The following is a 13,025-nucleotide window of genomic DNA, read 5'->3' on the forward strand; positions in this document are numbered from 1 at the left end:
AAGGCTTTCTTTTACTTTAGACTACCATAAAACAAGGAATCTTTCAACAAAATTCATTGGCAAACTACTATTCTAGAATATTGACAGCTTAAATCTTTCAGAATAGAACAACCCTAACTATCGAATACTCTAACTTCATAAATATCCATGTAATTCTAGACCTAGAATTCCTATAAACTAAATGTTTTGGCACTCTTCTAAGCCATTGATTGCCTTAAATGTTAATTTTTGAAGGATTCTAAAGCTAGAATAGTTCCATCACAATCAGTTTTGAATGATTCGCAATTTAGAAACACTATAGCTTTACTCCTGTTAAAATAAAAAGGAACTGCATAAAGCAATCCCTTTCTGATTTTGAAATTATTTACTTAACATTTTATAGTTGAGATAATCAATAGCTCACCTATAATAAGAGTTATAGTAAAATTCCTTATTTATTGATTTCAAGATCCGACAACTGTGTTTGAATAACTGACAGTTCTGCACCAGCCTGAAGAAGAGCAGCTGCAGTATAGGCACCTTCTACAATTGGAACCCTATTGATGACGATACTTTTATCACTGAAATCAGCCACCATTTCTAAGTTCATTTTAGCAGAACCTAGGTCAAAAAAAGCTAATAAAGTCTCTGCTGGATTTTCGGAAACAACCCTATCTACTTGATCAAAACTTGTTCCAATTCCTCCATCTTCGGTTCCTCCTACATAAGTAATCGGAACATCTTTAGCTACTTCACTAATCAGTTCAACGACACCTTGTGCAATGTGTTTGGAATGTGAAACGATAACAAGACCAATACTTCCCATTAAACCACCCCAGTTTCTAAAAGAGCAGTAAAGAGTAATCCTGATGAGAATGACCCAGGATCAATATGTCCAAGAGAACGTTCTCCTACATAAGATGCCCTTCCTTTAGTTGCAAGTAAATCTTTGGTAGCATTCACTACCTTATCAATAACCTCTTGAGTCAATTGGCCAGCAGACAAGGCAGCAATAACAGGAGTCCAAACATCAACCATTGTCTTTTCTCCAACTTCTGCTTTCCCACGTTTGACAATCATATCCAAACCACTTTGTAAGATTTCCTCTATTTTCGAATTAGAATCAGCCTTGGCCATGCCCATAAAAGCAGAGCCATACAAGGGACCAGAAGCACCACCTACCTTACTCAGTAGTTGCATTGAGACAAGTTTAAACACATCACTGCTGGTCTCAAATTGCTTTCCTTCTAAGTTTTCCATAACTGCAGCCATGCCACGCGCCATATTTCCACCGTGGTCTCCATCTCCTATAGGGGTGTCTAGCTCACTAAGGTAATCTTTCTGTTCTTGAATCTTTTCATTAAAAAGCTTCATCCATTCAAGAGCTTGTTCAGCATTCATGCGACATTTCCTCCTTGAGTTTTACCAAGCTGGGGTAGTAACAGGTGCATTTAGAGCATCCAACCATTCATCATCTGCCAATCGAATCAATGTTAATGACAAGCCGGCCATATCAATTGATGTCATATAGTTTCCAATTTTCTTAAACGCCAACTCAACACCTTTTTCATGGAGTAATTTAGCCACATCATTTGCAAATACGTATTGTTCCATAAGAGGAGTGCTTCCTAAACCATTGATAAGAACTCCATAGCGTTCACCAGCTTTAAGTTGGAAACCTTCAGATAGTTTTTCAACCAATTCAGAGGCCAATTGTGCTGAAGGTTGCATTTTCTCTTTCTTATATCCCGGCTCACCATGAATACCAACTCCGTATTCAAACTCATCATCTTCTAGAACAAATCCTGGTTTCCCAACTTCTGGAACAGTAGCGCCAGATAGAGCTAATCCAATTGTTTTAATTTCTAAGACAAGTTTGTCGGCCAAGTCCTTCATTTCAGATAATGATTTACCAGAACGAGCTGCAGCCCCCAAAATTTTATGGACTAATATAGTACCTGCAACACCTCGACGCCCTTGGGTATAGAGACTATTTTCAACAGCAATATCATCATCGACTACAACGCTTGCTACATCAATACCTTCCATTTCAGCAAGTTCTTGTGCAATTTCAAAGTTCATAATGTCACCAGAATAGTTCTTGATGACCATGAAAACTCCAGCACCTTCATCAGCCGCCTTAATGGCTTCTAAAATTTGGTCTGGAGTAGGTGAAGTAAAGACTGCTCCACAAATGGCAGCAGACAACATTCCTTCTCCTACAAATCCAGCATGACTTGGTTCATGTCCTGAACCTCCACCAGAAATGAGTCCAACTTTTCCTGTCTTTTCTGCCTTTCTAACGATGACATCAAAACCATCTAAGCGTTCTACCAAGTCATCATGCATGAATGACAATCCCTGCAACATTTCATCAACAACTTGTGTCGGTTCATTTATAATTTTTTTCATGAGAAACTCCTTTCGGTATTTACCTTTGTTTTCGCTTTCATTATATATTTTTTATCGCTGGATGATAAGGGACAGATTCTATTATTTGTCCCCTTTTAAACCCGTTTAAAACATTTTTTTGGTAAAATGAAGTAAGTAAAAGAAAGGTTTCCTATGGCATCATCACTTATTACAAAAAAACGGATTGCCAAGGCATTTAGAGACCTATTAGCTACTAGAGAATTTGATAAAATCTCTATTGTAGATATCATGGAATCAGCTGGCATTCGTAGACAGACCTTTTATAATCACTTTCTTGACAAATATGAACTGCTAGACTGGATATTTGAAAATGACTTAACCGAGTATATCACCAATAACTTGGACTTCATTTCAGGCCAAAAACTATTACAAGAATTATTTTTTTATTTCGAACAAGAGCGTGACTTTTATATTCAACTTTTTGATATTCAAGGGCAAAATAACTTCTATGACCACTTTATCAGCTACTGTCGCTTGCTTGTATCAAAAATTTTAAGAGAATACGGTCAGATTGATAGCGATTCATCTGCTTATACTTGTTTTTTGTTAGACTACCATTCACATGCTCTAGCAGAAATCGTGAAGGCTTACGTCAATAAAAAAAGTCCAGTTCCACAACCAGACTTTCTAATCATGACAATTATTGGAAAGAGACCACAATGACATTTATTTCAAATCATAAACAGAAAATTATTTCAAGTTACATTTCAGCAACTATCAGCAGTCATCCTGAATTAGAAAAACACCCTACCTTACCATTAGTCTATCAAAAAAATCGCAATCCTCATCAGGTTCCAATATTGTCGGGTGGGGGTTCCGGTCACGAACCTGCGCATATTGGATATGTGGGAGAAGGAATGCTTACTGCTGCTATCTATGGCCAATTATTTACTCCTCCTACAAGAACTGAAATCTTAGAGTCCATTCGTTTTTTAAACAATGGTCACGGTGTCTTCATCATTGTAAAAAATTTCGAAGCAGACATCAAAGAATTTAGCTCAGCCATTAACACTGCTAGACAAGAAGGAATTAAGGTCGGCTATAGTCTAGCACACGACGATATTTCTATTGAACCTCACAATAGATTTCAAATTAGAGGAAGAGGGCTTGCAGGGACAATCTTACTTCATAAAGTTCTAGGATATGCAGCTCAAAATGGTGCCGACATAGAGCAACTAACTGATTTAGGTCATGAACTTGCTCCCGAAATCGCAACAATTGGCTTTGCAACGAAATCTGCTAGTCTCCCCCAAGCCACCCTTCCACTATTTAACTTGGAAGAAGGAAATATTTCTTATGGTATTGGGATACATGGCGAAGAAGGCTATCGTATAGTCCCATTCCAATCATCGGAAATCCTTGCAAATGAAATTATAAGTAAATTAAGATTGCACTATCATTGGAAAAAGGGTGATCAATTTATATTGCTTGTAAATAATCTAGGCACTACTACCAACCTAGAAATGGGCATATTTATCAATGATCTCCTTCAACTCTTAGAAATTGAAGGAATCACTATTACCTTTATAAAATCAGGAACATTTATGACCAGTCTAGATATGGCAGGTATATCCGTAACTCTTTGCCCCGTAAAAAATAAACAGTGGTTAGAAGCGCTCAATGCTCCAACGACAGCTTTTGCATGGTAATTTGCTTGTATAACTCAAAAGGGCTACATCACTTGATAGCCCTTTTAATCTTATCTCATATTTAAAAAAATTCATTCTTTCTATTTCAAACAGTCCATCTATCCCTTACAATTCTTCCGATGAGCTTTGAGTTTTTTCAGAGCCCAATCATAGTGACTGGAAGTGCTACTGACAAAGTAGGAACCTAGACTTGTCCCTCCCGTCCACTGATAGATACCTTTGGCAAAGAGTTCGTCATTGCTAAAAACTTCTATCAACTCTAAAACTTCTTTATGTGATTGTTCCAAGAGTCTAGTCGCTTCTTCTAAGGACGTTTTCTGGTGCTTCTTCCAAAAAGCGACATTCATTTCTCGATAAGTTTTCCAATTATAAGGTTCAGGGAGAAAAGGTCTTTCGTTACCTTTTTGATTAGAATAAACCCAAGTCAAAAGCAACTGATGCCATTCATAAAGATGGATCAAGACATCCCGTAGATTTTTATCCCTTTTCCAGTGAGCTTCTTTTTTCTTTGGGTCTCTTGAAAAATCAAATGGAGTCTGTAGCTCATCTTCACTTAGTTGGGAGATGAAACGATTGAGCTTTTCATAGTTTTCCTTAGAGGCCAGCATTAGATCCTCTTTTGTTTTCGGTCTAGGCACAGGAGTACTCCCTTCATATTACTAGTTATTATTAGAGATTTTTTATCCTTTAAATCTCTACAACTTATCCTTTAATTTCTCAACAAAGAGATAGGCTGCTGGACAGGTCAAGGTATTCTTAATCGTCAAATGGTTGATTTGATGGATCTTTTTGCGGTCAGTATGAGGGAATTCACGACAGGCCTTTGGACGAACGTCATAGATAGAACAAAGGTTATCTCCTCCTAAAAATGGGCAGGGCATGGATTTGAAAACCTTATCTCCATCTTCATCTACCTGCAGAAACTCCGCTTCAAAAGCTGGTAATTTCATCTTAAAATACTTGGCAATTCGTGTAATATCCGCTTCTTTAAAGTCGGGTCCCAAAGTCTTACAACAGTTAGCACAGGCAGTACAATCAATCTCAGCAAAAACTTCTTGGTGAATCTGCTGGGCAATCTTGTCTAGGTTTTTAGGAGGTTTTTTCTTTAGATTGGCTAAAACTTTGCGATGTTCCTTCTGCTTTTGCAAAGCTAATTGGTGGTAATACTCAATATCAATTTCTTTAGACATGGTTTCTCTCTTATTCTAATTACTTTCCCCTATTATACCATGCCTCTGAACCATTGAAAAGTGGACTTTATAGGACTATACTTTTCCAAAATGTAGCAAAAAACCTTGCAACTAGGTTACAAGGTTAATCACATTAATCGAAGTTAACGTATTCTTTTTGAAGTTCAAGGACTTCTTCCATTGTTGAACACTCTGTAAGGGCACGGTTAGCGTACTCTTCCATCTTAGCAGTGTCCAATTTCTTCATCAAGCTACGTGTACGAAGTACAGATGTTGCTGACATAGAGAATTCATCCAAGCCCATTCCGACAAGAAGTGGAACAGCTTTTTGGTCACCAGCCATCTCACCACACATACCAGCCCATTTACCTTCAGCGTGAGCTGCCTTGATAACGTTGTTGATCAAGCGAAGGATTGATGGGTTATATGGTTGGTAAAGGTATGAAACTTGCTCGTTCATACGGTCTGCTGCCATTGAGTATTGGATCAAGTCGTTTGTACCAATTGACATGAAGTCTACTTCTTTAGCAAATTGGTCTGCAAGCATGGCTGCTGCAGGGATTTCAATCATGATACCAACTTGGATATCATCCGCAACTGCAACACCTTCAGCAAGAAGGTTTGCTTTTTCTTCTTCATAAACTGCTTTAGCCGCACGGAATTCTTTCAAAAGGGCAACCATTGGGAACATGATACGTAACTGACCATGAACAGAAGCACGAAGAAGGGCACGGATTTGTGTACGGAACATTGCATCTCCAGTTTCAGAAATAGAGATACGAAGGGCACGGAATCCAAGGAATGGGTTCATTTCATGTGGCATATCGAAGTAAGGAAGTTCCTTATCCCCACCGATATCCATCGTGCGAACAACCACTGGTTTACCATTCATTCCTTCAAGAACAGCTTTGTATGCTTCATACTGCTCGTCTTCTGTTGGGAAGTCTTGAGAATCCATGTACAAGAACTCTGTACGGTAAAGTCCAACAGCTTCAGCACCGTTGTTGTTAACACCTTCAACGTCTTTTGGAGTACCGATATTAGCGGCCAACTCGAAGTGTTTACCGTCAGCAGTCACTGTTTGAGCATCTTTCAAAAGTGCCCATTCAGCTTTTTGTTTAGCATAAGCTTCACCAGCTGCTTTAAATTCTGCCGCTTGTTCATCTGTTGGGTTGATAATCACTTCACCAGTAATTCCGTTAACGGCAAGGATATCACCGTCTTTCACTACTTCAGTGATATTATTTGTTCCCAATACAGCTGCAATTTCAAGTGTACGTGCCATGATAGCTGAGTGGCTTGTACGTCCACCGATGTTTGTTACAAAAGCTTTTACAAAGTTTTTGTCCAATTGAGCTGTATCAGATGGTGTCAAGTCATGCGCAATCACAATTACTTCTTCATTGATAGAAGCTGGGTTTGGCAATTTCTTACCAAGAAGGTTTGCCAATACACGTTTTGTCACGTCGCGGATATCCGCTGCACGTTCTTGCATGTATGGGTTGTCTTCCATACCTTCAAAGATCGTGATGAACATGTCAGTCACTTCTTTAAGACCTGCTTCTGCGTTGACTTTCTTAGCACGAATTGTTTCTTTAATCTGACCAATCAATTCTGGGTCAGAAAGAACCATCAAATGAGCGTCAAAAACTTGAGCCGCTTCTTCACCAAGCGTACCTACAGCTTTCTCGCGGATAAGAGAAAGCTCGTTTTGAGAAGCTTCAAGAGCAACATCCAAACGAGCCTCTTCTGCGTTTGTATCTTCGACTGAAATAGTCTCGAATGACAAATCCGGTTGAACGAGTAGATATGCTTTTGCAACTGCAACACCGTCAGATGCTGCGATTCCTTTAAGCATTTCTGTCATTTCCCTTATGCCAATCCTTCTTTTTCCATTGTTTCTGAGATTGCAGCGATAGCGTCATCTGCATCTGCACCTTCAGCTGAGATAGTTACGTCAGCACCTTGGCCAACACCAAGACTCATAACACCCATAATTGATTTAAGGTTAACTGATTTACCTTTGTACTCAAGAGTGATATCTGAAGCAAATTTGCTAGCAGTTTGTACCAACAATGTTGCTGGACGTGCGTGAATACCTGTTTCTGCCACTACGTGGAAATCTTTAGAAGCCATAGTTTGACTCTCCTTTTGTTCTTTCTTTTTTGAGTTATATGTGATAACCCTTACAATTTGGTATTATATCATCTTCTAGGATTTTTTTCAAGCATTTTCTGGATTTTCCTTCAATTTCCTTTCAGATAACTTGCTGAAAATCTTCTATCCTAGATAACAAAACACAGGATATAGTTTCTTTAAAAACGATTTATAGGATAATCATTGCTGTTTTATAAAACAAACACTACATATTGTGTTTTGTGAGCTTGGCTAGAAAAACAGACCACTATATTTAGTTTAAATCATTGACAAAATTTTATTTTCTGATATACTAAGGTAGTATTAAATTTTAAAGAGGAGTTACACAATGGTAACCGTTTATTCTAAAAACAATTGTGTCCAATGTAAAATGACCAAGCGTTTCTTGGACAGTAATAACGTTGAATATAAAGAAATCAATCTTGATGAGCAGCCTGAGTACATCGATCAAGTCAAAGAACTCGGTTTTAGCGCAGCTCCTATTATTCAAACACCAACTGAAGTCTTTTCAGGTTTCCAACCAGGAAAACTGAAACAATTAGCATAATCTTAGTACATCATCCAGAAGAAACTGCTTCTAGGGCTAACTTAGAAGCCTTTCTTTTGTAATTAGATAAGGGAAATTTTATGGGATTAAAACATCTTGAGGACGTGACTTACTTCCGTCTTAATAACGAAATCAACCGTCCTGTCAATGGACAAATCATGCTTCATAAAGATAAGGAAGCCTTGGATGCTTTCTTTAAAGAAAATGTAGTTCCAAACACTATGGTTTTTGATTCAATCAAAGACAAAATCAATTACCTCATTGAACACAACTACATCGAAACAGCCTTTATTAAGAAATACCGTCCAGAGTTCTTGGAAGAATTGGCTCAATTTATCAAAGACCAAAACTTCCAATTCAAGTCATTCATGGCAGCTTATAAATTTTACAATCAATATGCCTTAAAGACTAATGACGGTGAATACTATCTTGAAAATATGGAAGACCGTGTCTTCTTCAACGCTCTTTATTTCGCTGATGGGAATGAAGCTGTTGCAATCGATATTGCCAATGAAATCATCCACCAACGCTACCAACCTGCTACTCCTTCCTTCTTGAATGCTGGACGTGCTCGCCGTGGGGAGTTGGTATCTTGTTTCCTAATCCAAGTGACGGATGATATGAACTCTATCGGACGTTCTATCAACTCAGCTCTTCAACTTTCACGTATTGGTGGTGGTGTGGGAATTACCCTCAGCAACCTTCGTGAAGCTGGTGCACCTATCAAAGGCTATGAAGGAGCTGCTTCAGGTGTCGTTCCTGTTATGAAGCTTTTTGAAGACAGCTTCTCTTACTCCAACCAATTGGGGCAACGTCAAGGTGCCGGTGTTGTCTACCTCAACGTCTTTCACCCAGATATCATCGCTTTCCTTTCAACTAAGAAAGAAAACGCTGATGAAAAAGTACGTGTCAAGACTCTATCACTTGGTGTTGTAGTACCTGATAAATTCTACGAATTGGCTCGTAAAAATGAAGAAATGTACCTCTTTAGCCCTTACTCTGTAGAAAAAGAATACGGTGTGCCATTCAATTACATCGACATTACTGAAAAATACGATGAATTGGTCGCAAATCCAAATATCCGTAAGACAAAAATCAAGGCGCGTGATTTGGAAACTGAAATCTCTAAATTGCAACAAGAGTCTGGCTACCCTTATGTAGTCAACATCGACACGGCTAACCGTGCAAATCCTGTTGATGGAAAGATTATCATGAGTAACTTGTGTTCTGAGATTCTTCAAGTCCAAGAACCAAGCTTGATCAACGATGCTCAAGAATTCCTTCAAATGGGAACGGATGTTTCATGTAACCTTGGTTCAACCAACGTGGTTAACATGATGACTTCACCTGACTTTGGTCGTTCTATCCGTGCTATGGTTCGTGCCCTTACTTTCGTTACAGATAGTTCACACATCGTAGCTGTTCCTACCATCGATCATGGAAATAGCCAAGCCCACACCTTTGGTCTCGGCGCCATGGGACTTCACAGCTACCTTGCCCAACAACTGATTGAATATGGATCGCCTGAGTCTGTTGAATTTACAAGCATCTACTTCATGCTTATGAACTACTGGACCTTGGTAGAATCAAACAATATCGCGCGTGAACGTGGCATCACCTTCCACAACTTTGAAAAATCAGACTATGCTAAGGGAAGCTACTTTAACAAGTATATTACAGGCGAGTTTGTTCCAAAATCAGACCGTGTTAAAGAACTCTTCAAAGATGTCTTTATCCCAAGTGCTACTGACTGGGCTGAACTGCGCGACAAGGTTCAAGCAGATGGTCTTTACCACCAAAACCGCCTTGCTGTAGCGCCAAATGGTTCTATCAGTTACATCAATGACGTTTCTGCTTCTATTCACCCGATTACACAACGTATCGAAGAACGTCAAGAAAAGAAAATCGGTAAAATATACTACCCTGCTGCTGGCTTGTCAACAGAAACCATTCCTTACTACACTTCTGCTTACGACATGGATATGCGTAAAGTGATTGATGTTTACGCTGCTGCGACTGAGCACGTGGACCAAGGACTTTCACTCACACTCTTTATGCGTAGTGACATTCCAAAAGGTCTTTACGAATGGAAGAAAGAAAACAAACAAACGACACGTGACTTGTCTATCCTTCGTAACTATGCCTTTAACAAGGGTATCAAGTCTATCTACTACGTCCGTACTTTCACAGACGATGGTGGAGAAGTCGGTGCTAACCAATGTGAAAGCTGTGTGATTTAATCTTTGCTTGAGGAAACTACATTTTCTCAGATAAGTGATTCATTCACCCTGCTAAACTAAACTAGAATAAGCATCTATACTATGAAATAACAAAAAGTCGGGCTTCCGACTTTTTGTGCGATACTCCTCTAGGATTATGATAAAATAAAGATAATTGTGAGTTCGCAATACTAAACACAGAAAGAGATTTCAAATGGAAACTTACTACAAAGCCATTAACTGGAATGCCATCGAAGATGTCATCGACAAATCAACTTGGGAAAAGCTGACAGAGCAATTCTGGCTCGATACACGTATTCCCTTGTCAAACGACTTGGATGACTGGAGAAAGCTACCAAATGTAGAAAAAGACTTGGTAGGAAAAGTCTTTGGTGGTTTAACCCTTCTCGACACTATGCAATCTGAAACTGGGGTTGAAGCCCTTCGCGCAGATATCCGTACACCACATGAGGAAGCTGTTTTCAATAACATCCAATTTATGGAATCTGTTCACGCTAAATCTTACTCTTCAATCTTTTCTACCTTGAATACTAAGGCTGAGATCGAAGAAATTTTCGAATGGACCAATACCAACCCTTACCTACAAAAGAAGGCTGAGATTGTCAACGAAATTTACCTAAACGGTAGCCCACTTGAAAAGAAAGTGGCTAGCGTCTTCCTTGAAACCTTCCTCTTCTACTCTGGTTTCTTCACACCGCTCTACTACCTTGGTAACAACAAACTTGCCAACGTTGCGGAAATCATCAAATTGATTATTCGTGATGAATCTGTTCACGGAACCTACATTGGTTACAAATTCCAACTTGGTTTCAATGAATTACCTGAAGAAGAGCAAGAAAAGCTAAAAGAATGGATGTACGACTTACTCTATACTCTTTATGAAAATGAAGAAGGCTACACAGAGAGCCTCTATGACGGTGTTGGTTGGACGGAAGAAGTCAAAACCTTCCTTCGCTACAATGCTAACAAGGCTCTCATGAACCTGGGACAAGATCCACTCTTCCCAGATTCAGCAGATGATGTGAACCCAATCGTTATGAACGGTATTTCAACAGGAACTTCCAACCACGACTTCTTCTCTCAAGTCGGAAATGGTTATCTTCTTGGTGAAGTTGAAGCCATGCAAGACGATGACTACAACTACGGTTTGGACTAATACTCTTCGAAAATCTCTTCAAACCACGTCAGCGTCGCCTTGCCGTAGATATGCTCACTGACTTCGTCAGTCTTATCTACAACCTCAAAACAGTGTTTTGAGCAACCTACGGCTAGCTTCCTAGTTTGCTCTTTGATTTTCATTGAGTATAATTCTCCACCACTCTCAATCATAAAAAGTAAACTTGAAACAACAAAATAATAATCTAATAAAATATCGAAAGTTTTGAAAATAAACCTCGATATTTTTGTTTTTGTTTTATTTTGTTGTTTTTGTATTTGAATGATGAGCTAGTTTATGGTAAGATAGTAGTAGGAAACGAGGTGATAATATGCTCAAACAAGAAAAATTAACCAAAATTTTAGAGATAGTAAATAGTAAAGGCACCATAACAGTTAAACAGATTATGGACGAAATAGCCGTTTCAGATATGACTGCAAGGCGCTATTTACAGGAATTAGCTGATAAAGACTTGCTGATTCGTGTGCATGGTGGAGCTGAAAAACTTCGAACCAACTCCCTTTTGACTAATGAGCGATCAAATATTGAAAAACAAGCCCTCCAAACGGCAGAAAAACAAGAAATAGCCCGTTTTGCAGGCAGTCTAGTAGAAGAAAGAGAAACTATTTTCATTGGACCAGGAACAACATTAGAATTTTTTGCGCGCGAATTGCCTATTGACAATATCCGCGTCGTGACCAACAGTCTACCTGTTTTTCTGATTTTAAGCGAACGAAAATTAACAGATTTGATTTTGATAGGTGGAAATTATCGCGATATTACAGGTGCTTTTGTTGGCACATTGACCCTACAAAATCTCTCTAATCTCCAATTTTCCAAAGCTTTCGTTAGCTGTAATGGTATTCAAAACGGAGCTCTAGCTACTTTTAGCGAGGAAGAGGGAGAGGCTCAACGCATCGCTTTAAATAATTCTAATAAAAAATATTTGCTCGCAGATCATAGTAAGTTCAATAAGTTTGATTTTTATACTTTTTATAATGTATCAAATCTTGATACTATTGTTTCAGATTCTAAACTAAGTGATTCAATCCTTTTTGAGCTATCTAAACACATTAAAGTCATCAAGCCTTAATAAACTGAAAGATTCTGGGTAAGAACTCAATTTCAGAAGTAAATCTTCCCACAATAAAACGCATAGTATCAAGTTTTTCAACACCTGATATTATGCGTTTTTCTACGTTAAAGACTTTTTGCCCAATTGCTTTATCTGCAACCTCAAAGCTATGCATTGAGAAACCTGCGACTCTCTTCCTAGTTTAAAGTTGCTCTTTGATTTTTATTGAGTATAAGCAAGGTGATTAGATAAGAGTTTTGCAGAGTACTAGATATAAGATTTAACTTTTTTGAGCAATTGGTTACGATTGTTGAAACGGCATAAAATCTGAATCAAAGGAGATATTATCTCGTTCTTCATGATTGATAAAATTTAAAAAGATATTTTTAAATTCTTCCAGCTCATAGTCTGAATGGCAAATCCATTCTTTACCGGTCGAGACATACCATTTTCCAAGACTTTTTAATTCTTCATTCGTCAAACACGGTATTTGAGAGCATTTTTCGAAATTGATAATATAAACTTTTTCATAAATAGATTGGATAAAATTTTTGAACATCTTTTTACCTCACTATAATTCTATATCTAATGACTAATTC

15 protein-coding genes are annotated in these 13,025 nt (G+C 38.3%); 6 read left to right on the forward strand and 9 right to left on the reverse strand.

Annotated features, from left to right (window positions below):
- Nucleotides 1-430: 430 nt before the first annotated feature.
- The 3 genes from dhaM to dhaK are packed head-to-tail and all read right to left on the reverse strand — an operon-like array spanning nucleotide 431 to nucleotide 2,391.
- The gene (gene dhaM / locus HT720_RS01780; protein ID WP_173274531.1) at nucleotides 431-805 is read right to left on the reverse strand and encodes a dihydroxyacetone kinase phosphoryl donor subunit DhaM; all 375 of its coding nucleotides are present in this window, start codon (nucleotides 803-805) and stop codon (nucleotides 431-433) included.
- Complete coding sequence (dhaL, locus tag HT720_RS01785; protein ID WP_000990807.1) at nucleotides 805-1,380, reverse strand: dihydroxyacetone kinase subunit DhaL; 576 nt, start codon at nucleotides 1,378-1,380, stop codon at nucleotides 805-807. Before dhaL ends, dhaM begins: the two co-directional genes overlap by 1 nt.
- Nucleotides 1,381-1,401: 21 nt before the next feature.
- Nucleotides 1,402-2,391, reverse strand: a complete 990-nt coding sequence (gene dhaK, locus HT720_RS01790) for a dihydroxyacetone kinase subunit DhaK (protein WP_173274532.1) — start codon at nucleotides 2,389-2,391, stop codon at nucleotides 1,402-1,404.
- A gap of 153 nt (nucleotides 2,392-2,544) precedes the next feature.
- Here dhaK and dhaS point away from each other — a divergent pair, with 153 nt between their 5' ends.
- Nucleotides 2,545-3,075 (forward strand): dihydroxyacetone kinase transcriptional activator DhaS, encoded by a 531-nt coding sequence (gene dhaS / locus HT720_RS01795; RefSeq protein WP_112443715.1) that lies wholly within the window; start codon nucleotides 2,545-2,547, stop codon nucleotides 3,073-3,075.
- Nucleotides 3,072-4,061: a DhaKLM operon coactivator DhaQ gene (dhaQ, locus tag HT720_RS01800; RefSeq protein ID WP_173274533.1), complete on the forward strand. Its 990-nt coding sequence runs from the start codon at nucleotides 3,072-3,074 to the stop codon at nucleotides 4,059-4,061. Before dhaS ends, dhaQ begins: the two co-directional genes overlap by 4 nt.
- 98 nt (nucleotides 4,062-4,159) lie before the next feature.
- Here the strand turns inward: dhaQ and HT720_RS01805 are convergent, their stop codons facing one another.
- The 4 genes from HT720_RS01805 to HT720_RS01820 form a co-directional block, all read right to left on the reverse strand.
- The gene (locus HT720_RS01805; RefSeq protein ID WP_173274534.1) at nucleotides 4,160-4,699 is read right to left on the reverse strand and encodes a ClbS/DfsB family four-helix bundle protein; all 540 of its coding nucleotides are present in this window, start codon (nucleotides 4,697-4,699) and stop codon (nucleotides 4,160-4,162) included.
- Nucleotides 4,700-4,756: 57 nt separating this feature from the next.
- Complete coding sequence (locus tag HT720_RS01810) at nucleotides 4,757-5,251, reverse strand: YkgJ family cysteine cluster protein (RefSeq protein ID WP_000031476.1); 495 nt, start codon at nucleotides 5,249-5,251, stop codon at nucleotides 4,757-4,759.
- A gap of 133 nt (nucleotides 5,252-5,384) precedes the next feature.
- Nucleotides 5,385-7,118: a phosphoenolpyruvate--protein phosphotransferase gene (gene ptsP / locus HT720_RS01815; protein ID WP_000138123.1), complete on the reverse strand. Its 1,734-nt coding sequence runs from the start codon at nucleotides 7,116-7,118 to the stop codon at nucleotides 5,385-5,387.
- 5 nt (nucleotides 7,119-7,123) lie between these two features.
- Nucleotides 7,124-7,387, reverse strand: a complete 264-nt coding sequence (locus HT720_RS01820) for a phosphocarrier protein HPr (RefSeq protein WP_000146947.1) — start codon at nucleotides 7,385-7,387, stop codon at nucleotides 7,124-7,126.
- Nucleotides 7,388-7,736: 349 nt separating this feature from the next.
- Between HT720_RS01820 and nrdH the strand changes: the two genes are divergently transcribed.
- The 3 genes from nrdH to nrdF all read left to right on the forward strand — a co-directional run bounded on the left by nrdH (nucleotide 7,737) and on the right by nrdF (nucleotide 11,351).
- Nucleotides 7,737-7,955 carry a glutaredoxin-like protein NrdH gene (nrdH, locus tag HT720_RS01825; RefSeq protein ID WP_000259242.1) on the forward strand — a complete coding sequence of 73 codons (219 nt, stop codon included), beginning with the start codon at nucleotides 7,737-7,739 and terminating at the stop codon, nucleotides 7,953-7,955.
- 80 nt (nucleotides 7,956-8,035) lie between these two features.
- Entirely contained in the window at nucleotides 8,036-10,195 is a 2,160-nt protein-coding gene (gene nrdE, locus HT720_RS01830) for a class 1b ribonucleoside-diphosphate reductase subunit alpha (protein WP_173274535.1), read from the forward strand.
- Between the two features lie 193 nt (nucleotides 10,196-10,388).
- Complete coding sequence (gene nrdF, locus HT720_RS01835; RefSeq protein ID WP_164226196.1) at nucleotides 10,389-11,351, forward strand: class 1b ribonucleoside-diphosphate reductase subunit beta; 963 nt, start codon at nucleotides 10,389-10,391, stop codon at nucleotides 11,349-11,351.
- On the opposite strand, the gene HT720_RS01840 is transcribed toward nrdF, so the two are convergent.
- On the reverse strand, nucleotides 11,348-11,494 hold the full coding sequence (locus HT720_RS01840; protein ID WP_173274536.1) for a hypothetical protein: 147 nt from the start codon (nucleotides 11,492-11,494) through the stop codon (nucleotides 11,348-11,350). The two genes, nrdF and HT720_RS01840, sit on opposite strands and share 4 nt — an antisense overlap.
- A 188-nt stretch (nucleotides 11,495-11,682) precedes the next feature.
- Between HT720_RS01840 and HT720_RS01845 the strand changes: the two genes are divergently transcribed.
- On the forward strand, nucleotides 11,683-12,444 hold the full coding sequence (locus HT720_RS01845) for a DeoR/GlpR family DNA-binding transcription regulator (RefSeq protein WP_173274537.1): 762 nt from the start codon (nucleotides 11,683-11,685) through the stop codon (nucleotides 12,442-12,444).
- Between the two features lie 283 nt (nucleotides 12,445-12,727).
- On the opposite strand, the gene HT720_RS01850 is transcribed toward HT720_RS01845, so the two are convergent.
- Entirely contained in the window at nucleotides 12,728-12,985 is a 258-nt protein-coding gene (locus HT720_RS01850) for a DUF3884 family protein (RefSeq protein WP_134990181.1), read from the reverse strand.
- Between the last annotated feature and the right edge of the window lie 40 nt (nucleotides 12,986-13,025).

It is taken from the genome of Streptococcus sp. 68 (assembly GCF_013277415.1).
Classification (GTDB): Bacteria; Bacillota; Bacilli; order Lactobacillales; family Streptococcaceae; genus Streptococcus.